A 19060-nucleotide genomic window follows, 5' to 3' on the forward strand; every position below is an offset into this window, starting at 1 on the left:
GTCGATGTCCGCCGGGATCGTCCTCGGGGTCGGCGGCGGCATCGCCGCCTACAAGGCCTGTGAGCTGCTGCGGCTCTTCACCGAATCGGGTCACCGGGTTCGTGTCGTGCCGACCGCGTCGGCGCTCCGGTTCGTCGGAGCGCCGACCTGGGCGGCGCTCTCCGGCCAACCAGTCGCCGACGATGTCTGGCACGAGGTGCACGAGGTGCCGCATGTCCGGCTCGGCCAGCAGGCCGACCTGGTGGTGGTCGCGCCGACCACCGCCGACCTGCTCGCCAAGGCCGCCCACGGGCTCGCCGACGACCTGCTGACCAACACGCTGCTGACCGCGCGCTGCCCGGTGGTGCTGGCCCCGGCCATGCACACCGAGATGTGGGAGCACCCGGCGACCGTGGCCAACGTCGCCACCCTGCGCGCCAGGGGTGTCCGGGTCATCGAGCCGGCCGTCGGCCGACTCACCGGCGTCGACACCGGCAAGGGCCGCCTGCCCGACCCGGCGGAGATCTTCGCGGTCGCCCGTCGGGTCCTCGCCCGGGGCGGGCACGCCCCCGCTGACCTGGTCGGCCGCCGGGTGGTGGTCACCGCGGGGGGCACCCGCGAGCCGCTGGACCCGGTCCGCTTCCTGGGCAACCGCTCCTCCGGCAAGCAGGGCTACGCCTTCGCCCGGGCGGCGGTCGCCCGGGGCGCCCGGGTCACCCTGATCGCGGCGAACGTCTCGCTCACCGACCCCGCCGGGGTCGACCTGGTTCGGGTGGGCACCACCGGCGAGTTGCGGGAGGCCACGCTGAAGGCCGCCGTCGAGGCCGACGCGGTGGTGATGGCGGCGGCTCCGGCCGATTTCCGGCCGGTGACGTACGCGGCTGGCAAAATCAAGAAGTCGGACGATGGCGTCGCACCCACCATCGAACTCGTCACGAACCCGGACATCGCGGCGGAGCTCGGCCAGCGCAAACGACCGGAGCAGCTGCTGGTGGTGTTCGCCGCCGAGACCGGCGAGGCCGAGGCCAACGGACGGGCGAAACTCGCCCGGAAGCGGGCCGACCTGATCGTGGTCAACGAGGTAGGGCCGGACAAGGTCTTCGGCGCCGACACCAACACGGTGACGGTGATCGGTGCGGACGGCTCGGTCAGCCGACTGCCCGAGCAGGCCAAGGAGGACGTGGCCGACATCGTATGGGATCTCGTCGTGGCGCGGCTGCCCGGCCGCTCCTGACGGGTGGAACAAGGCGCGACCGACCCCGACACCCGCCGCAGTGGTGACTACACTGCCGCGGAATGACTTCACACGCTTAGGAGTGCCGTGACACGCCGCCTCTTTACGTCCGAATCGGTCACGGAAGGCCACCCGGACAAGATCGCCGACCAGATCAGCGATGGCATCCTCGACGCGCTACTCACCGAAGACCCGCACAGCCGGGTGGCGGTCGAGACCATGATCACCACCGGCCAGGTCCACATCGCCGGTGAGGTGACCACCAAGGCATACGCCGACATCCCCAACATCGTGCGCCGGACCATCCTCGACATCGGCTACGACTCGTCGAAGAAGGGGTTCGACGGCGCGTCCTGCGGGGTCAGCGTCTCCATCGGCGCGCAGTCCGAGGACATCGCGCAGGGCGTGGACAACGCCTTCGAGCTGCGCACCGGGGCGTCGGAGAGCGCGCTGGACGCTCAGGGCGCCGGGGACCAGGGCATGATGTTCGGCTTCGCCTGCTCCGAGACGCCCGAGCTGATGCCGCTGCCGATCGCGCTGGCGCACCGGCTGGCACGCCGACTGGCCGCTGTGCGCAAGGACGGGACCATCCCGTACCTGCGGCCCGACGGCAAGACCCAGGTGACCATCGAGTACGAGGGGCTGCGCCCGGTCCGGCTGAACACCGTGGTCGTGTCCAGCCAGCACGCCGCGGACATCTCGCTGGAGTCGCTGCTCACCCCGGACGTGCGCGACCACGTCATCGCCCCGGAGCTGGAGAGCCTCGGTCTCGACACCGACGGCTACCGGCTGCTGGTCAACCCGACCGGCCGGTTCGAGATCGGCGGGCCGATGGGTGACGCCGGCCTGACCGGCCGCAAGATCATCGTCGACACCTACGGCGGGTACGCCCGGCACGGTGGCGGCGCGTTCTCCGGCAAGGACCCGTCCAAGGTGGACCGGTCGGCCGCGTACGCGATGCGCTGGGTGGCCAAGAACGTGGTCGCCGCCGGCCTGGCCGAGCGGTGCGAGGCCCAGGTCGCGTACGCCATCGGCAAGGCCCACCCGGTGAGCCTGTTCATCGAGACGTTCGGCACCGAGACCGTGCCGGTCGCCTCGATCGAGAAGGCCGTCAACGAGGTGTTCGACCTGCGCCCGGCCGCGATCATCCGGGACCTCAACCTGCTCCGCCCGATCTACCAGCAGACCGCCGCGTACGGCCACTTCGGCCGGGAGCTGCCGGACCTGACCTGGGAGAGCACCGACCGGGCCGCCGACCTCAAGTCGGTCGCGGGAGCCTGACCGCCACCAGGCGCAGCGACCGGCGACCCGCGGATGGGTCGCCGGTCGCTCGCGTCTGCGTGGATGTTCCGCTGGCGCACCTGGACCGGCCGTTCGACTACCTGGTGCCCGCCGAGCTGGACGACGTGGCGGTGCCCGGCACCCGGGTGAAGGTGCGCTTCGCCGGGCAACTCGTCGACGGCTGGCTGCTGGCCCGCGCCGACGACTCCGGGCACACCGGTCGGCTCGCCTACCTGGAGAAGGTGGTCTCGCCGGAGCCGGTGCTGGCGCCCGAGATCGCCCGGCTGGCCCGGGCGGTCGCCGACCGGTACGCGGGCAGCCTCGCCGACGTGCTCCGGCTGGCCGTGCCACCCCGGCACGCCCGGGTCGAGAAGGAGCCCCGTGGCGGCGGCGCGTCCACCCCACCAGAAGCCGCCGCCCCCGACCGGGCCGCCGCCGCGCCCGCGGACGTGCAGCCCGCGACCGCCGGCCCCGCGACCGTGCAGCCCGGGACCGTCGACCCGGCGGCCGTCGAGCCCGCGACCGTGCAGCCCGGGACCGCCGAGCCCGCGACCGTGCGGCCCGGGACCGTCGACCCGTCGACCGTCGAGCCCGCCGGGGCCGGGGGAGCGGTCGACCCGCGCGGGTGGCGGGACTACCCGACCGGGCCGGCCCTGCTGCGCGCGCTCACCGACGGCCGGGCACCCCGCGCGGTCTGGTCGGCGCTGCCCGGCGAGGACTGGGCCGCCCGCTATGCCGACGCGGTCGCCGCGACCGTCGCCGGGGGACGCGGCGCGGTGGTCGTGGTGGCCGACGCCCGCGACCTCGATCGGCTGGACGTCGCGCTCACCGCTGTGCTCGGCCCGGGGCGGCACGTCAGCCTCTCCGCCGCGCTCGGTCCGGCCCGCCGCTACCGGGCGTTCCTCGCCGCCCGGCGCGGGGAGGTGCCGGTGGTGATCGGTACCCGGGCGGCGATGTTCGCCCCGGTGGACCGGCTCGGTCTGGTCGCCGTCTGGGACGACGGCGACGACCTGCACTCCGAGCCCCGGGCGCCCTATCCGCACGCCCGCGACGTGCTGCTCACCCGCGCCCAGCTCGCCGAGGCCGGCGCGCTGGTCGGCGGGTACGCCCGTACCGCCGAGGCGCAGCTGCTGCTGGAGACCGGTTGGGCCCGGGAGGTGGTCGCTGACCGGGCGACCGTGCGGGCCCGTATCCCGGCCATCGCGCCGACCGGCGACGACCCGCAGCTGGCCCGCGATCCCGGGGCGGCCACCGCCCGGCTGCCCAGCCTGGCCTGGACGGCCGCCCGCGACGCCGTCCGGGCGGACCTGCCGGTGCTGGTGCAGGTGCCCCGGCGCGGCTACCTGCCCTCGATCTCCTGCGCGGACTGTCGCACCCCGGCCCGCTGCGCGCACTGCGCCGGACCGCTCGCGCTGCCCTCGGCCGGCGGCACCCCGGCCTGCCGCTGGTGCGCCCGGGTGGCCGCCGCGTACGCCTGCCCGCAGTGCGGTGGGCGGCGCCTGCGGGCCGCGGTGACCGGCGCCCGGCGTACCGCCGAGGAACTGGGCCGGGCGTTTCCCGGTGTGCCGGTGCGCACCTCGGGACGGGAGGAGGTGCTGACCGACGTGCCCGGCGGGGCGGCCCTGGTGGTCGCCACCCCGGGCGCCGAGCCGGTCGCCGAGGGCGGCTACGGCGCGGTGCTCCTGCTCGACTCGTGGGCCCTGCTGACCCGGGCCGACCTGCGTGCCGGGGAGGAGGCGCTGCGCCGCTGGCTGGCCGCCGCGGCACTGGCCCGCCCGGCGCCGGCCGGCCGGGTGGTGGTGGTCGCCGACGGCGCGCTCGCCCCGGTGCAGGCGCTGCTGCGCTGGGACGCCGGCTGGTTCGCTGGCCGTGAGCTGGCCGAGCGCCGTGAGCTGGGCTTTCCGCCGGCGGTGCGGATGGCCAGCGTCACCGGCCCGGCCGAGGCCGTGGCCGACCTGCTCGCGGCGGCCCGGCTGCCCGACGACGCCGAGGTACTCGGGCCGGTGCCGGCCGAGGAGGGCCGGGAGCGGATGCTGGTACGGGTGCCCCGGGCCCGGGCTGCCGCGCTGGCCGAGGCGCTGCACTCGGCCGCCGGGGTGCGCGCCGCCCGGAAGGCCGCCGATCCGGTCCGCCTTCAGGTCGATCCGTTGAGCATGTTCTGACCGTGTCGGCCGGCGTCGAAGGCCGCCGGACCTGGTCCGGGACGGTGGTCCTCGCACACCGCGTCCGGCAAAGCGGTGGCGCCGGAGTGGTAGCATCGCCCGTCATGCCAAGGCGTACGACGGCTCCAGGTCGCGACGGGGCGTCAGACGCGCCGAGCTGGGGCCCTCGCAGGATGGCGGGAACGCGTCGGTCGGGCGCGATGTCGATGATGTCTTCAATGAGCCGGTGATCAGGGGTGGACCAGTCGTGACCGTTGGACAATCGATCGTCTTCAACGGCGACCTCGGCAGCGGCAAGAGCACCGTGTCGGTCGAGATCGCCAAGCGGCTGGGCATGCGCCGGGTCAGCGTGGGTGACCTCTACCGCGAGATGGCGCAGCAGCGGCAGATGACCGCCCTGCAGCTCAACCTGCACGCCGAGCTTGACCAGGCCGTCGACGGCTACGTCGACCAGCTTCAGCGCGACATCGCCGCCTCCGGCGAGCGCCTCGTCATGGACTCCCGGCTGGCCTGGCACTTCTTCACCGACGCGCTCAAGGTGCACATGATCACCGAGCCGGGTGAGGCGGCCCGCCGGGTGCTGGCCCGTCCGTCCGGGCCGGCGGAGAGCTACGCCTCGCTGGAGGAGGCCACCGCCAAGCTGCGCGAGCGCAGTGAGAGCGAGCGCAGCCGGTTCATCATCCGGTACGGGGTGGACAAGGCACGGCTGCGCAACTACGACCTGATCTGTGACACCACCCGGGCCTCCGCCGCCGAGGTGATCGAGCACATCATCGCCGCGTACGAGGGGAAGCTCGGCGCCGAGGTGCTGCGCGACGGCCCACCGCTGCTGCTGCTGGACCCGGCCCGGGTCTACCCGACCGAGGACATCGCCACCCTGCGGGGGCTGTGGGACACCGAGTTCGTCGGCGACGTGGCCGAGGCCGGCGACGAGGGGCTGGAGCCGCTGAAGATCGGGTTCACCGGCGAGTACTTCTTCGTCGTCGACGGGCACCGCCGGCTCAGCGCCGCCCTGCAGAACGGCTTCTCGATGGTCCCCGCCCAGCTCGTCGCGGAGGTCGACGAGCCGGTGGTGGGCGGGATGAGCGCCATCGACTACTTCGCCGCGCAGGTGCGCCCCGGCCTGGTGTACGACTGGGAGGCGGCCCACAAGATCCAGCTGCCGCTGCCGGAACCCGCGCTGCTCGCCGGCGACGCGGTCCTCGCTGGGGACCCGGGCGCCAGCGTCTGAGCCCACGAAGGCGGGGCCCGACCCTCGGCATGTGAGCCCGTAGGGGCGTCCTGACCACTGGAGCCTGAGCCCGCAGCGGGCCGGATCGGCGTCGTCACCCCGGCCGGGGGGCTGCCGATCGTGGACGCCATCGGGATGATGGAGCCTCCGACGCATCGAGGGGGAGGCCGGCCATGGAGGCTGCCGAGGCGCTCACACTGCTCATGTCGCCGCAGGGGCGGATCGATCCGTACCCGACGTACGAGCGGCTGCGCGCGCACGGGCCGGTGGTGGAGGCGCTGCCGGGCATGTACGTCGTGACCGGCTACGCGGAGGCCGACGAGCTGCTGCGCGACCCCCGGCTCGTGGTGCTGGACGACGCGCTGCGGGACGAGGTCTGGCCGGACTGGCGGGAGAGCCCGGCGGTGGCGTCGATCGCCCGGTCCATGCTGCGGACCAACCCGCCCGACCACAGCCGGATGCGCCGGCTCGCCGCCGGCGCGTTCACCCCGCGCCGGATCGCCAGCATGCGCGACGTGGTGCGCGCCCAGGCCGAGGATCTCCTCGACGAGATGTGCCACCGGGCCGGGGACGGCGCACCGGTCGACATGCTGTCCGACTTCGCGTACCCCCTGCCGGTGGGGGTGATCTGCGCGCTGCTCGGCGTACCGGCGGCCGACCGACCGCTGTTCCGCCGCTGGGCCAGCGACCTGACCGGGGTGCTGGAGCCGGAGATCACCCTTGAGGAGCTGGCCGTCGCCGACGCCGGCGCCACCGAACTGCGCGACTACTTCGTCGAGCTGGTCGTCGCCCGGCGCAAGGCCCCGGCCGACGACCTGACCACGGCGCTGGTCCAGGTGCACGACGCCGACGGCGATCGGCTCACCGGCCACGAGCTGCTGGCCAACCTGGTGGTGCTGCTCGTCGCCGGCTTCGAGACCACCACCAACCTGCTCGGCAACGGGCTGGTGGTGCTGCTGGGGCACCCCGAGGCCGCCGCCGCGCTGCGCGCCGACCCCGGGCTCGCCCCGGCGTACGTCGAGGAGCTGCTGCGCTACGACTCGCCGGTGCAGCTGACCACCCGGACCAGCAGCGCGCCGGTGCGCCGCGGCGGGCTCGACCTGCCGGCCGGCAGCGTGACGCTGCTGCTGCTCGGCGCGGCCAACCGGGACCCACGCCGGTTCCCCGACCCGCAGCGCTTCGACCCGACCCGCGACCAGGCGCACCCGCTCTCCTTCGGCGCCGGCCCGCACTACTGTCTCGGCGCCGGGCTGGCCCGGCTGGAGGCGCAGCTCGCCTTCCCGTTGCTGCTGCGCCGGCTGCCCGAGTTGGCCCTGGCCGGGACGCCCCAGCACCGGACCCGGCTGACCCTGCGCGGCTACCAGAGCCTGCCGGTGACGCTGGGCACACCGGCGGCGGCCGATCGAGGTACGCCGGCCGGTGCCGGCCCGAGCACTCCGTAGACTGGTACGGCACCGCTCGTCCCACCCATGAAGGAGCCCTCCCGCGTGACCGTTCAGCCCATCCGTCTGTTTGGGGATCCGGTGCTGCGCACGCCGGCCGATCCGGTGGTCGACTTCGACGCCGAGCTGCGTAGGCTCGTCGCCGACCTGACCGACACGATGCGTGAGCAGAATGGTGCCGGCCTGGCCGCCCCGCAGCTCGGTGTGAGCCTGCGGGTGTTCACCTTCGACGTCGACGACGTGCTCGGGCACCTGATCAACCCGGTGCTCGAATTCCCCGACGAGGAGGAGCAGGACGGCCCCGAGGGCTGCCTGTCCATCCCCGGGCTCTACTTCGACACCAAGCGCCGGCAGAACGTCATCGCCAAGGGCTTCAGCTCGTTCGGCGACCCGGTGCAGATCGTCGGCACCGGCCTGATGGCGCGCTGCGTGCAGCACGAGACCGACCACCTCGACGGTGTGCTCTTCCTCGACCGGCTGGACCCGGAGGGGCGCAAGGAAGCGATGAAGGCGATCCGCCAGGCCGAGTGGTACGACGCGGCAGCTCCGCCGGTGGTCAAGCTGAGCCCGCACATCTCCGACCCGTTCGGCCTGGGCCGGTGACCGCGATGCGTGTGATCTTCGCCGGTACGCCGGCCGTCGCTGTGCCCGCCCTGGCCGCCGTCGCCGCCTCCCGGCACGAGCTGGTCGGCGTCGTCACCCGGCCCGACGCGCCCGCCGGACGCGGGCGCGGCCTGTCCCGTTCCCCGGTCGGCGAGTGGGCCGACGAGCACGGCGTCGAGGTGCTCACCCCGGCCCGCCCCCGTGACCCGGAGTTCCTCGACCGGCTACGCGAGCTCGCACCGGACTGCGTACCGGTGGTCGCCTACGGCGCGCTGGTGCCGCCGGCCGCACTGGAGATCCCCCGGTACGGCTGGATCAACCTGCACTTCTCGCTGCTGCCCGCCTGGCGCGGCGCCGCGCCCGTGCAGCACGCCGTGCTGCACGGTGACGAGCTGACCGGGGCCAGCGTCTTCCAACTGGAGCAGGGCCTGGACACGGGCCCGGTCTTCGGCACCCTGACCGACGAGATCCGTGCCGGCGACACCTCCGGTGACCTGCTGGAGCGGCTCGCCGAATCCGGCGCAGGGCTGCTGGTGGCGGTGCTCGACGCGATCGCCGACGGCACCGCGCGGGCCGAGCCGCAGCCGGCCGACGGGGTGACGTTGGCACCGAAACTGACCGTAGAGGACGCCCGCGTGCGCTGGACCGACCCTGCTTTCGCGGTGGACCGACGGGTCCGGGCCTGTACCCCGGCTCCGGGCGCCTGGACGACCTTCCGGGGCGAGCGGGTGAAGCTCGGCCCGGTCGTGGCGGCGGCCGACGGCCCCGACCTGAAGCCGGGGGAGCTGCTGGTGGAGAAGGCCCGGGTGCTGGCCGGCACGGCTACCGTGCCGGTGCGGCTGGGCGAGGTCCGGGCCGCGGGCAAGCGGGCCATGCCGGCGACCGACTGGGCGCGCGGCGTCCGGGTCAGCACCGGCGAGGACTTCGCGTGACGGCCCCGGAGGGGACGCGCCCGACGCGCGGTGGCCCGTCGACTGGTCGCGGCGGTGACCGCCGGCCGGTCCGGCCGCCGTTGGACCGGCCACGGCGTGCGGCGTACGAGGCGGTCGCCGCGGTGCACCGCGACGATGCGTTCGCCAACCTGGTGCTGCCGATCATCCTGCGCGAGGAGGGGCTGTACGGCCGGGACGCGGCGTTCGCCACCGAGCTGACCTATGGCACCCTGCGTCACCTGGGCACCCTGGACGCGATCCTGACCGAGGCGGCGGGCCGGGACGTGGCCCGGATCGACCCGCCGGTGCGTGACGCCCTGCGGATCGGGGCGTACCAGCTGCTGCACACCCGGGTGCCGGCGCACGCCGCCGTCTCGTCGACCGTGGACCTGGTCCGCGCCGTCACGCCGGGTGCCACCGGGTTCGCCAACGCGGTGCTGCGCGAGGTGTCCACCCTCGACGTGGACGGCTGGGTGGCGAAGCTCGCCCCGCCGATGGAGACCGACCCGGTCGGGCACCTGTCGCTGGCGTACAGCCATCCGCAGTGGATCGTCCGGGCCTTCTCCGAGGCGCTCGGCGGCGACCTGGGCGAGACGGCCCGGCTGCTGATCGAGGACAATGAGCGCCCACCGGTGCACCTGTGCGCCCGGCCCGGTCTGATCGATCCGGTCGAGCTGGCCGACCAGGTCGGCGGGGCGCCCGGCGCCTTCTCGCCGTACGCCGTCTACCTGCCCGGCGGCGCGCCGGGCGACGTGCCGGCGGTGGTCGACGGCCGGGCCCACGTCCAGGACGAGGGCTCCCAGCTGGTGGCCAGCGCACTCGCCGACGCGCCGCTGGACGGCCCGGACGGGCGCTGGCTGGATCTGTGCGCCGGTCCCGGCGGCAAGGCCGGGCTGCTCGGCGCGCTGGCCGCGCAGCGTGGCGCCCAGGTGACCGCGGTGGAGGTGGCCGAGCACCGGGCCCGGCTGGTATCCCAGGCGACCCGGGGCCTGCCGGTGACCGTGCTGGCAATCGACGGCCGTGAGGTCGGCGCGGACCCGAAGCTCCCGGAGGGGCACTTCGACCGGGTGCTGGTGGATGCGCCGTGCACCGGCCTGGGGTCGCTGCGCCGCCGGCCCGAGTCGCGGTGGCGTCGCCAGCCCTCCGATCTGCCGCCGTTGACCCGGTTGCAGCGGGAGCTGCTCGGCGCGGCGCTGCGCGCGGTCCGTCCGGGTGGCCTGGTCGCCTACGTCACCTGCTCGCCGCACACCGTGGAGACGCACGTGACGGTGACCGAGGCGGCTCGCCGTAGCGGGGTGCCGGTGGACTTCGTCGACGCCCGGCCGCTGCTGCCGGCCGGTATGCCTGGTCTGGGCGACGGGCCCACCGTGCAGCTCTGGCCGCACCGGCACGGCACCGACGCGATGTTCCTCGCCGTCCTGCGCCGGGGCTGAGTCGTTCCACGCCGGGGCTGAGCCGTCCCGGCGACGCGCACCGCACCCGGCCGCCCGGCCGGGTGCGGGGTGCCCGGCCGGTCAGGTGACCGGGAGGCCCTTGGTGCCAGCGCCCTTCAGCGAGCGGGTCAGGTTCCGGTCGCTGACCCAGAGGAAGCACTGCACGCCACGGTTGCCGTTCTTCCACTCCTGCTCGTACGGCTGGTAGTAGATCGTCCCGGCGCGGAAGTCGAGCTCGGCGTTGTCCGGCACCTTCACGTACTTCGCGGTCATCGTCTGGCAGGCCCGGTGGGTCCGCTTGGTCGTGCGGTTGAACTCGGCATAGCTGATGTCCGGTGCCCGCCAGATCCCGACGAACTCGGCGTGGTGCTTGGCGGTGCAGGAGACCGGCTCCATGGCGTCGATGTCGTCCTTGACCAGCTTCGGGTTGAAGCAGCGGTACGCCAGCGGCGCGGCGCCGGTCAGCGCACCCCGGAGGCTGCCGGTGCGCAGGTCGACGGCGGTGTCGTCGATGCTGGCGAGCTCGGTGACGTCGCAGCGGTACCAGCGGGCTCCTCCGGCCCACGCGGGCGGCGAGGGCAGCACGACGGTCAGGCCGAGGCGACCGGAGCGCCAGTCGGCACCCACCGCCTTGCTGACCTCCGTCTCGCAGCCGGCCTGCGCGGTCCGCATGCCGGCCGAGCCGGCCGGCGGGGGCGTGCCGCGGTCCGCGCCCGGGCCGGTGAGCGTGCCGACGTGCACGGTCTCCACCCGGTGTGCTTCGGTGCACGCCACCGGGTTGTACCCGGTCAGGAAGCCGACCTGCTGGGAGGAGTGGTGGCAGACATCGGCGGCGGGAACGAACTGCTGCGCCGCGACGGGCGCCGGCCAGTCATCGATGAGGTCCCGGTCGACTCCGGCGGGTGCGCCGCACCCGGCCAGCGCCAGGGTCACCGCCGCGCCCACGGCGACCGCCGCCAACCACCGTCGCATCCCCGACCTCCTGCCGCTGGTGGTCTCCGGCCGGCCCCCAGCCGGTCGGTAGCGCCACGGCGCAGCAGCATACGGCACCGGTACTCAGATCGCGGGTAGTCCCTCCGGGCCGGCACCGCGCATCGAGCGGGTGAGTTTGCGGTCGTCGCTCCACAGGAAACAGCGCACGCCGCGGTCGCCCTCCTCCCACTCCCGCTGCGACGGTGGGTAGTAGATGGACCCGGCCCGGTACGGCAGGTCGCTGTTGTTCGGTACGGCGGCGTACGCGGCGATCAACGCCCTGCAGCGCCGGTGTGCCTGCTCGGCGGAGCGGGCGAACTCCGCCCAGGTCATCTCCCGTTCCACGTAGACGCCGACGAACTCGGCGCGGTGCGGCTCGGTGCAGAGCACCGGCGCCATGTAGTTGAGGTTGTCGCCGATCAGCTTGGGGTCGAAGCAGCGGTGGGTCAGGGGGGTGTCGCCGATCAACGCGCCGCGCAGGCTGCCGGTGCGGTTCACCGCCCTGGTGTTGTCGATGCTGTCGGTCTCGCTGAGGTCGCAGCGGAACCAACGCGCGCCGCCGGCCCACGCCGGGACGGTGGGCAACGAGATGGACAGGGTGAGACGTGCCGTGTGCCAGTCGCCGCCGAGCACCTCCCGGGCCCGCTGGTCGCACTCGGCGCGGGCGGTGCGCAGCGCCGACGAACCGGGCTCCGGTCGGGTGTCGGCCAGCGCGACCGGGCCGGTGAAGGCGCCGACGTGGATGGCCTCGGCCAGGTGGTTGCGCGCGCAGTCCACCGTCTCGTACGTGCTGGCCTGCACGATCGAGGTGATCCGGGGCAGGCAGGTGTCGGTGGCGGGGGTGAACGGCTTCGGGGCCGCGAGCGCCGGCCAGTCGTCGGTGAGATCACCGTCCGCGCCCCGCGCCGGCCCGCAGCCGGCCAGCAGCATCGTCGTGACGCCGGCCAGCGCCAGCGTTCCGAGCCACCGTCGCATCGTCCGCCCTCCCCGGGAGCTGGCGGCCGGTGACCGCGCCCCGCGGCGAGACCCCGGCGGGCGTGCAACCTCTGGCACCGTCCCGGTTGGAGTGTCGTCGCGTTTCCGTCGATCGGCCAGCCGCTGATGTCTGTTCGTCCGGATTCGGCGGTCCGGACCGGCCAATTCTGCACCACTGGTCACCGCCGGATCACAGCGCGTCGGCCATGGTGCCGCGCTGCGGGCGGCGGGTGGCCGCGTTCGTACACTGACCCCGTGACCGTACCGCCGCCGATCGTCGCGCCGAGCATTCTGGCCGCCGATTTCGCCCACCTCGCCGAAGAAGTCCGTGCCGTCGAGGACGCCGCGGACTGGTTGCACGTAGACGTGATGGACAACCATTTCGTGCCGAACCTGACCATCGGGCTGCCCGTGGTGCAGAGCCTGCGGGCCGTCACCGCCATGCCGTTCGACGTGCACCTGATGATCGAGGACCCACGTCGGTGGGCCCCCGGCTACGCCGACGCCGGGGCGTACAACGTCACCTTCCACGCCGAGGCGTGCGACGACCCGGTGGCGCTGGCCAAGGACCTGCGCTCGGCCGGCGCGAAGGCCGGGCTGGCCATCGACCGGGACACCCCGATCGAGCCGTACCTGGACCTGCTGCCCAGCTTCGACACCCTGCTGATCATGACCATCAAGGCCGGCTTCGGTGGGCAGCGGTTCATCCCGCAGTTGCTGGACAAGGTCCGTGCCGCCCGCCGGCACGTCGCCGCCGGGCATCTGGAGCTGCGCATCGAGGTGGACGGCGGGATCGCCGCCGACACCATCGAGCAGGCCGCCGCCGCCGGCGCCGACGCGTTCGTGGCCGGCACCGCCGTCTACGGCGCCGCCGACCCGGCGGAGGCGGTACGGCACCTGCGGGCGCTGGCGGAACGCGCGGCTCCCGGGGCCTGAGATGGACCCCGACGGCGATCGCAAGGACATCATCCTCGTCGTCGACGACGACGAGGACATCGCCCGTTTCGTCGAGTTCAACCTGCGGCTGCACGGCTTCGAGGTGATCCACGCCAGCGACGGCCAGGAGGCGTTGGAGGTCATCGAGCGGCAGCGGCCGGACCTGGCTGTGGTCGACCTGATGATGCCCCGGATCGACGGGTTGGAGCTGACCCGGCGGCTGCGGGCCGACCCGATGACCTCTGCCCTGCCGGTGATCATGTTGACGGCCAAGGGGATGACCGTGGACAAGGTGCACGGGCTCAGCGCCGGCGCCGACGACTACCTGGTCAAGCCGTTCGACACCGCCGAACTGGTGGCTCGGGTCTCGTCGACGCTGCGGCGCAACAAGGAGTTCCGGGAGGTCTCCCCGCTGACCGGGCTGCCCGGCAACAGCCGGATCCGTCGGGAGATCAGCGACCGGGTCCGGCACGGGGTGGACTACGCGGTCGGCTACGTCGACATCGACCGGTTCAAGAGCGTCAACGACCGGTACGGCTTCGTCCGTGGCGACGACTTCATCTCGGCGCTGGCCCGCAGCCTGCACCGGGCGGTGGTGGCGGTGGGTCTGCCACCGGCCTTCCTCGGCCACGTCGGCGGCGACGACTTCGTCATCGTCTGCGCCCCGGACCAGGTCCGCCCGCTGACCTCCAGGGCGGTGGTCGACTTCGAGAAGGCCGCCGACACGCTCTACGACCCGACCGACCGGGAGCGCGGCTTCGTCGAACTGAAGGACCGGCGTGGCAATATCCGCCGGGCCGCCCTGGTCACCCTCTCCATCGGGGTCTCCCTCTCCGACGACGGCAAGCGGTTCACCGACCCCCTTGAGGTGATCGCGGTGGCCTCGGAGATGAAGACGGTGGCCAAGAGCCAGCCGGGATCGTACGTGGCGGTGGACCGGCGCCGTGGCGTCACCTGAGCGTGATACCGCTGTGAAGTAGCTCGCCTCGGTGGCGGCACACCCCCGTCAGCGTGTAAGACTGCCGTTGTACCCACCACGCGCTGGCGGGACTCGGTGAAATTCCGAACCGGCGGTGATCCACGGTCCAACCGTGGTCAGCCCGCGACCCGGACGGCTCTGCTGTCCGGTGGACCTGGTGAAAATCCGGGGCCGACGGTTGGGGGCGGTTCGTCCGCGCCCAGACAGTCCGGATGGGAGACAGCGCGCGGGACGGACGGGTCCGAGCCGGCCGCTGGCTTCAGCGTGCCGTGTCGACCCCCCGGGGCGGCTGCGCCGTACCCGGAATCCGCCGCCGCCTGCCCGCGGCCCCATGCCGCCTCCCTGACCGCCCGCGCGCGGACCGGCGAGTGAGAGGGCATGGGCAAGGCGATGGCCAGCGTCTCCGTCGATGAGGCGATGCGGCGTGCGATCGAACTGGCGGCGCGCGGGCTGGGCACAACCAGCCCCAACCCGGTGGTCGGCTGCGTGCTGCTCGACGCGGACGGCCAGGTCGTCGGGGAGGGCTTCCACGCCTACGCCGGCGGCCCGCACGCCGAGATCGTCGCGCTGGCCCAGGCCGGGGAGCGGGCCCGCGGCGGCACCGCAGTGGTCACCCTGGAGCCCTGTAACCACACCGGTCGCACCGGTCCCTGCAGCAACGCGCTGGTCCAGGCCGGTGTGGGCCGGGTGGTGATCGCCGTGCCCGACCCCAACCCGGTGGCCACCGGTGGCGCCGCCACGCTGCGCTCCGCCGGGGTCCGGGTGGACCTGGGAGTACGCGGCGACGAGGCCGAGGCCGGCAACGTCGCCTGGCTGACCTCGATGCGCCGCGGCTGGCCGTACGTGATCTGGAAGTACGCCGCCACCCTGGACGGCCGGTCCGCTGCGGCGGACGGAACCAGCATGTGGATCACCTCGGAGGCGGCCCGGATCGACGTGCACGCGCTGCGCGGCACGGTCGACGCGGTCCTCGCCGGGGTCGGCACCGTGCTCGCCGATGATCCCCGGCTGACCGCCCGCAACCTGCGCGACGGCAGCCTCGCCATCCGGCAGCCGCTGCGGGTCGTGGTGGACAGCGCAGGGCGTACCCCGGCCGACGCCCGGGTCCGCGACGGCGCCGCCCGGACCTGGATCGCGACCGCCGCCGAGGTTGGCGCAGGCCCCGACGGCCGGGTCGATCTGCCGGCGCTGCTCGCGGCGCTGCACCAGCGCGGCGTCCGCGCGGTGCTGCTGGAGGGCGGCCCCCGGCTGGCCGGCGCGTTCCTGGCCGCCGGCCTGGTCGACAAGATCGTCGGGTACGTCGCGCCCCGGCTGCTCGGCGCCGGCCCGACCGCCCTGATCGACGCAGGCGTGACCACCATCGCTGAGGCCATCGATCTGGAGTACGTCGACGTTACGCAGATCGGTCCGGATCTGCGGATCACCGCGTTGCCTCGGAAGAGGGAGGGCTGACATGTTCACCGGCATTGTCGAGGAGCTGGGCGAGATCGTCCGGGTGACGGCGACGGCGGGCGATTCGGCGCTGGTCGCCGTACGCGGCCCGCTGGTCACCTCAGACGCCCGACACGGGGACTCCATCGCGGTCAACGGGGTCTGCCTGACCGTGGTGGAGGTGGCCGACGGGACCTTCACCGCCGACGTGATGGGCGAGACGCTGCGCCGCTCCGCGCTCGGCGCACTGCGCCCCGGCGACCCGGTCAACCTGGAGCGGGCCGCCGCGCTGGGCAGCCGGCTCGGCGGGCACCTGGTGCAGGGGCACGTGGACGGGGTCGGTGAGCTGATCTCCCGGGAGCCGGCCGAGCAGTGGGAGACGGTCCGGTTCCGGCTGCCCGCCGCCCTGTCCCGGTACGTCGTGGAGAAGGGCTCGATCACCATTGACGGCGTCTCGCTGACCGTCGCCGAGGTGGGCGCGGACCAGTTCGCCGTCGGGCTGATCCCGACCACGCTCAAGCTGACCACGCTCGGCGCGAAGGGCGTCGGCGACCCGGTCAACCTGGAAGTCGACGTGCTGGCCAAGTACGTCGAGCGGCTGCTCGGCGCCCGGCTGACCGACGGCCCGACCGGCCCGGTCGGCGGCGTCGCCGCCCTGGACGGGGTGGCCTGATGGGCCCGCTCGGCTGGCTGCTGGACGCCCAGGTGCAGATCGCCGGCTCGCCGGTGCTGGTCCGGGAGATCGTCGGCAACGTGTTCGGGCTGGTCTCCGCGCTGCTCGGGCTGCGTCGGCTGGTCTGGGCCTGGCCGGTCGGCATGATCGGCAACGCGTTGCTGTTCACCGTCTTCCTCGGCGGGGCGTTCGCCACCCCGCAGGCGCACGACCTGTACGGGCAGGCCGGCCGGCAGGTGTTCTTCTTCGCGGTCAGCGTCTACGGCTGGTGGCGCTGGCAGCGCAACCGCAGCGCCGGCGCCGGGCACGCCGCGGTGCTCCCGCGCTGGGCCACCGGGCGGGAGCGGCTGGCGATGCTGCTGGCCGCCGCCGTCGGCACCGCCGTGGCATACCCGGTGCTCGCCGCGCTGGGCTCCTGGGGCCCGCTGCCGGACGCCTGGATCCTCACCGGCAGCCTGCTGGCCACCTACGGCATGGCCCGCGGCTGGGTGGAGTTCTGGCTGGTCTGGATCGCGGTGGACGCGGTCGGCGTGCCACTGCTGCTGCGCGGCGGGTTCTACCCGTCGGCGGTCATGTACCTGATCTATGGCGCCTTCTGCGCCTGGGGCTTCGCCGCCTGGTGGCGCACCTCGCGCGCCGTCCGTCCGGTCGCCTCGATCCCGCCCACCTACACGGAGGCTGTCGCATGAGCGAGCGAATCATCAGGTCCAGCGCCGTGGTGCCGGCATGAGCACCTTCGCGAGCATCGAGCAGGCGGTCGCCGAGATCGCGGCCGGTCGTCCGGTCGTCGTGGTCGACGACGCCGACCGGGAGAACGAGGGCGATCTGATCTTCGCGGCCGAGCTGGCCACGCCGGAACTGCTGGCCTTCATGGTGCGGCACACCTCCGGCTACGTCTGCGTGCCGTTGACCGAGAGCGAGTGCGACCGGCTCGACCTGCCGCCGATGCACCACACCAACCAGGACCGCCGCGGCACCGCGTACACCGTGACCGTGGACGCCCGGGAGGGGGTCAGCACCGGCATCTCGGCGGCCGACCGCGCGCACACCATCCGGCTGCTCGCCGACCCGACCACCGACCCCACGGACCTGGCCCGACCCGGGCACGTGGTGCCGCTGCGGGCCCGCGAGGGCGGGGTGCTGCGCCGGCCGGGACACACCGAGGCGGCGGTCGACCTGACCCGGCTGGCCGGGCTGCGCCCGGCGGGCGTGCTCTGTGAGCTGGTCAACGACGACGGCACCATGATGCGCGTGCCGGACCTGGAGAAGTTCTGCGCCGAGCACGGCCTCACGCTGATCACCATCGCCGACCTGATCGCCTACCGACGGCGGACCGAGAAGCAGGTCGAGCTGGTCGCCGACGCCCGGATGCCAACCCGGCACGGGGTGTTCCGGGCGCTCGGCTACCGCGCCGAGCACGACCCGGCCGAACACATCGCGATGGTGCTGGGCGACCTCGGTGACGGCCAGGACGTACTGGTCCGGGTGCACTCCGAGTGCCTCACCGGGGACGTGTTCGGCTCCCTGCGCTGCGACTGCGGGCCGCAACTGGACGCCGCGCTGGCCCGCGTCGGGCAGGAGGGCCGGGGCGTGGTGCTCTACGTGCGCGGGCACGAGGGGCGCGGCATCGGGCTGCTGCACAAGCTGCAGGCGTACCAGCTGCAGGACCTGGGCCGGGACACCGTGGATGCCAACCTCGACCTGGGCCTGCCGGCGGACGCCCGCGACTACGGCACCGGCGCGCAGATCCTGTACGACCTGGGCGTGCGTTCGATGCGGCTGCTCACCAACAACCCGGCCAAGCGCGCCGGGCTGGAGGGCTACGGGCTGACCATCACCGGCCGGGAGGGACTGCCGGCCGGCGCGCACCCGGAGAACCTGCGCTACCTGCGCACCAAGCGGGACCGGATGGGTCACCTGCTGGACGAGTTGGACGAGGTGACCGAGGCTCCCACGGGGCGTGCGGTTGCCAGCGACGAGATCGGAGCATAGACATGGCGGGTTTCGGGGAGCCGGGCGTCGACGCGGTGGACGCGGCCGGGATGACCGTCGGGGTGGTGGCCGCCCGTTGGCACGGTGAGTTGACCGACCACATGCTGGAGCGGGCCGTCGCCGCCGCCGAGGCGTGTGGCGCGCGGGCCGTGGTGGCCCGGGTCGCCGGGTCGGTCGAGCTGCCGGTGGTGGCCCAGGCCCTCGCGCGCCGCTGCGACGTGGTGGTCGCACTCGGCGTGGTGGTCCGTGGCGCCACGGCACACTTCGACTACGTCTGCCGTTCGGTCACCGACGGGCTCACCCGGGTGGCGCTGGACGAGGGCAAGCCGGTGGCGCACGGTGTGCTCACCGTGGAGACCATCGAGCAGGCCCGGGACCGGGCCGGGCTGCCCGGATCGGCGGAGGACAAGGGCTGGTCGGCCACCGTCGCCGCGCTGGACGCCGCGCTGGCCGTCCGGACGCTGGCCAGCAACGGTCAGCGGGTCGGCTTCGGCGGCTGACCGGCCGACTGGAAGAATCGGGTTCCGTGAAGACGTTCGAGGAGTTGTTCGCCGAGCTGCAGGCCAAGGCCGCCGCCGGCACCCCGGGCTCGGGCACCGTCGCCGCCCTGGACAAGGGGGTGCACTTCATCGGCAAGAAGGTCGTCGAGGAGGCGGCCGAGTCGTGGATGGCCGCCGAGCACGAGGGGCCGCAGCGCACCGCCGAGGAGATCTCCCAGCTGCTCTACCAGGTCCAGGTGCTGATGCTCGCCAGCGGTCTCGAGCTCAAGGACGTCTACCGACATCTGTGAGTGCCCCCACCCGTT

The 19060-nt window shown here is 73.8% G+C and carries 18 protein-coding genes and 1 riboswitch; of the genes, 16 read left to right on the top strand and 2 right to left on the bottom strand.

The genetic code is table 11. The features are described from left to right. Positions 1 to 4 precede the first annotated feature (4 nt). The 8 genes from coaBC to OG470_RS19155 all read left to right on the top strand — a co-directional run bounded on the left by coaBC (position 5) and on the right by OG470_RS19155 (position 10297). A complete protein-coding gene (gene coaBC / locus OG470_RS19120; protein ID WP_328414106.1) occupies positions 5 to 1213 on the top strand; it encodes a bifunctional phosphopantothenoylcysteine decarboxylase/phosphopantothenate--cysteine ligase CoaBC in 1209 nt (402 codons plus the stop codon). Positions 1214 to 1300: 87 nt separating this feature from the next. Beyond that, the gene (gene metK, locus OG470_RS19125) at positions 1301 to 2494 is read left to right on the top strand and encodes a methionine adenosyltransferase (RefSeq protein WP_328414108.1); all 1194 of its coding nucleotides are present in this window, start codon (positions 1301 to 1303) and stop codon (positions 2492 to 2494) included. Between the two features lie 59 nt (positions 2495 to 2553). Beyond that, positions 2554 to 4656: a primosomal protein N' gene (locus OG470_RS19130; protein WP_328414110.1), complete on the top strand. Its 2103-nt coding sequence runs from the start codon at positions 2554 to 2556 to the stop codon at positions 4654 to 4656. Positions 4657 to 4903: 247 nt separating this feature from the next. Continuing rightward, positions 4904 to 5887: an AAA family ATPase gene (locus OG470_RS19135; protein ID WP_328414112.1), complete on the top strand. Its 984-nt coding sequence runs from the start codon at positions 4904 to 4906 to the stop codon at positions 5885 to 5887. Positions 5888 to 6060: 173 nt separating this feature from the next. Next, positions 6061 to 7329 (top strand): cytochrome P450, encoded by a 1269-nt coding sequence (locus OG470_RS19140; protein ID WP_328414113.1) that lies wholly within the window; start codon positions 6061 to 6063, stop codon positions 7327 to 7329. 45 nt (positions 7330 to 7374) lie between these two features. Beyond that, positions 7375 to 7932, top strand: a complete 558-nt coding sequence (gene def, locus OG470_RS19145) for a peptide deformylase (RefSeq protein WP_328414115.1) — start codon at positions 7375 to 7377, stop codon at positions 7930 to 7932. A 5-nt stretch (positions 7933 to 7937) separates the two neighbouring features. Beyond that, positions 7938 to 8864: a methionyl-tRNA formyltransferase gene (gene fmt, locus OG470_RS19150; RefSeq protein WP_328426462.1), complete on the top strand. Its 927-nt coding sequence runs from the start codon at positions 7938 to 7940 to the stop codon at positions 8862 to 8864. Next, positions 8819 to 10297, top strand: a complete 1479-nt coding sequence (locus OG470_RS19155) for an RsmB/NOP family class I SAM-dependent RNA methyltransferase (RefSeq protein ID WP_328426464.1) — start codon at positions 8819 to 8821, stop codon at positions 10295 to 10297. The genes fmt and OG470_RS19155 overlap by 46 nt, the downstream gene beginning before the upstream one ends. Before the next feature lie 81 nt (positions 10298 to 10378). On the opposite strand, the gene OG470_RS19160 is transcribed toward OG470_RS19155, so the two are convergent. Together OG470_RS19160 and OG470_RS19165 are read right to left on the bottom strand one after the other, a co-directional pair. Next, the gene (locus OG470_RS19160; protein WP_328414116.1) at positions 10379 to 11269 is read right to left on the bottom strand and encodes a septum formation family protein; all 891 of its coding nucleotides are present in this window, start codon (positions 11267 to 11269) and stop codon (positions 10379 to 10381) included. Positions 11270 to 11353: 84 nt separating this feature from the next. Then, positions 11354 to 12244, bottom strand: a complete 891-nt coding sequence (locus OG470_RS19165) for a septum formation family protein (protein WP_328414117.1) — start codon at positions 12242 to 12244, stop codon at positions 11354 to 11356. 255 nt (positions 12245 to 12499) lie between these two features. On the opposite strand from OG470_RS19165, the gene rpe reads away from it, so the two are divergent. The 8 genes from rpe to OG470_RS19205 all read left to right on the top strand — a co-directional run bounded on the left by rpe (position 12500) and on the right by OG470_RS19205 (position 19045). Beyond that, on the top strand, positions 12500 to 13180 hold the full coding sequence (gene rpe / locus OG470_RS19170) for a ribulose-phosphate 3-epimerase (protein WP_328414119.1): 681 nt from the start codon (positions 12500 to 12502) through the stop codon (positions 13178 to 13180). Position 13181: 1 nt separating this feature from the next. Then, positions 13182 to 14138, top strand: coding sequence for a response regulator (locus OG470_RS19175; protein WP_328414120.1), 957 nt, complete (start codon positions 13182 to 13184; stop codon positions 14136 to 14138). 78 nt (positions 14139 to 14216) lie between these two features. Further along, positions 14217 to 14387, top strand: a riboswitch (FMN riboswitch). A 162-nt stretch (positions 14388 to 14549) separates the two neighbouring features. Next, a complete protein-coding gene (ribD, locus tag OG470_RS19180) occupies positions 14550 to 15611 on the top strand; it encodes a bifunctional diaminohydroxyphosphoribosylaminopyrimidine deaminase/5-amino-6-(5-phosphoribosylamino)uracil reductase RibD (RefSeq protein WP_328426466.1) in 1062 nt (353 codons plus the stop codon). 1 nt (position 15612) lies between these two features. Then, a complete protein-coding gene (locus tag OG470_RS19185) occupies positions 15613 to 16263 on the top strand; it encodes a riboflavin synthase (protein WP_328414122.1) in 651 nt (216 codons plus the stop codon). Then, positions 16263 to 16952: a nicotinamide riboside transporter PnuC gene (pnuC, locus tag OG470_RS19190; RefSeq protein WP_328414124.1), complete on the top strand. Its 690-nt coding sequence runs from the start codon at positions 16263 to 16265 to the stop codon at positions 16950 to 16952. Before OG470_RS19185 ends, pnuC begins: the two co-directional genes overlap by 1 nt. A 37-nt stretch (positions 16953 to 16989) precedes the next feature. Beyond that, on the top strand, positions 16990 to 18255 hold the full coding sequence (locus tag OG470_RS19195) for a bifunctional 3,4-dihydroxy-2-butanone-4-phosphate synthase/GTP cyclohydrolase II (RefSeq protein ID WP_328414126.1): 1266 nt from the start codon (positions 16990 to 16992) through the stop codon (positions 18253 to 18255). Between the two features lie 2 nt (positions 18256 to 18257). Continuing rightward, on the top strand, positions 18258 to 18755 hold the full coding sequence (gene ribH, locus OG470_RS19200; protein WP_328414128.1) for a 6,7-dimethyl-8-ribityllumazine synthase: 498 nt from the start codon (positions 18258 to 18260) through the stop codon (positions 18753 to 18755). 26 nt (positions 18756 to 18781) lie between these two features. Further along, complete coding sequence (locus tag OG470_RS19205; RefSeq protein WP_089016570.1) at positions 18782 to 19045, top strand: phosphoribosyl-ATP diphosphatase; 264 nt, start codon at positions 18782 to 18784, stop codon at positions 19043 to 19045. Positions 19046 to 19060 lie beyond the last annotated feature (15 nt).

It is taken from the genome of Micromonospora sp. NBC_00389 (genome assembly GCF_036059255.1).
Classification (GTDB): Bacteria; Actinomycetota; Actinomycetes; order Mycobacteriales; family Micromonosporaceae; genus Micromonospora.

What these genes read in the sequence shown, in the direction of transcription:
- coaBC (WP_328414106.1), top strand. Translation starts at nt 5, where the DNA reads ATGTCCGCCGGGATCGTCCTCGGGGTCGGCGGCGGCATCGCCGCCTAC.
- OG470_RS19140 (WP_328414113.1), top strand. Translation starts at nt 6,061, where the DNA reads ATGGAGGCTGCCGAGGCGCTCACACTGCTCATGTCGCCGCAGGGGCGG.
- fmt (WP_328426462.1), top strand. Translation starts at nt 7,938, where the DNA reads ATGCGTGTGATCTTCGCCGGTACGCCGGCCGTCGCTGTGCCCGCCCTG.
- OG470_RS19160 (WP_328414116.1), bottom strand. Translation starts at nt 11,269, where the DNA reads ATGCGACGGTGGTTGGCGGCGGTCGCCGTGGGCGCGGCGGTGACCCTG.
- OG470_RS19165 (WP_328414117.1), bottom strand. Translation starts at nt 12,244, where the DNA reads ATGCGACGGTGGCTCGGAACGCTGGCGCTGGCCGGCGTCACGACGATG.
- OG470_RS19175 (WP_328414120.1), top strand. Translation starts at nt 13,182, where the DNA reads ATGGACCCCGACGGCGATCGCAAGGACATCATCCTCGTCGTCGACGAC.
- ribD (WP_328426466.1), top strand. Translation starts at nt 14,550, where the DNA reads ATGGCCAGCGTCTCCGTCGATGAGGCGATGCGGCGTGCGATCGAACTG.
- OG470_RS19185 (WP_328414122.1), top strand. Translation starts at nt 15,613, where the DNA reads ATGTTCACCGGCATTGTCGAGGAGCTGGGCGAGATCGTCCGGGTGACG.
- pnuC (WP_328414124.1), top strand. Translation starts at nt 16,263, where the DNA reads ATGGGCCCGCTCGGCTGGCTGCTGGACGCCCAGGTGCAGATCGCCGGC.
- OG470_RS19195 (WP_328414126.1), top strand. Translation starts at nt 16,990, where the DNA reads ATGAGCACCTTCGCGAGCATCGAGCAGGCGGTCGCCGAGATCGCGGCC.
- ribH (WP_328414128.1), top strand. Translation starts at nt 18,258, where the DNA reads ATGGCGGGTTTCGGGGAGCCGGGCGTCGACGCGGTGGACGCGGCCGGG.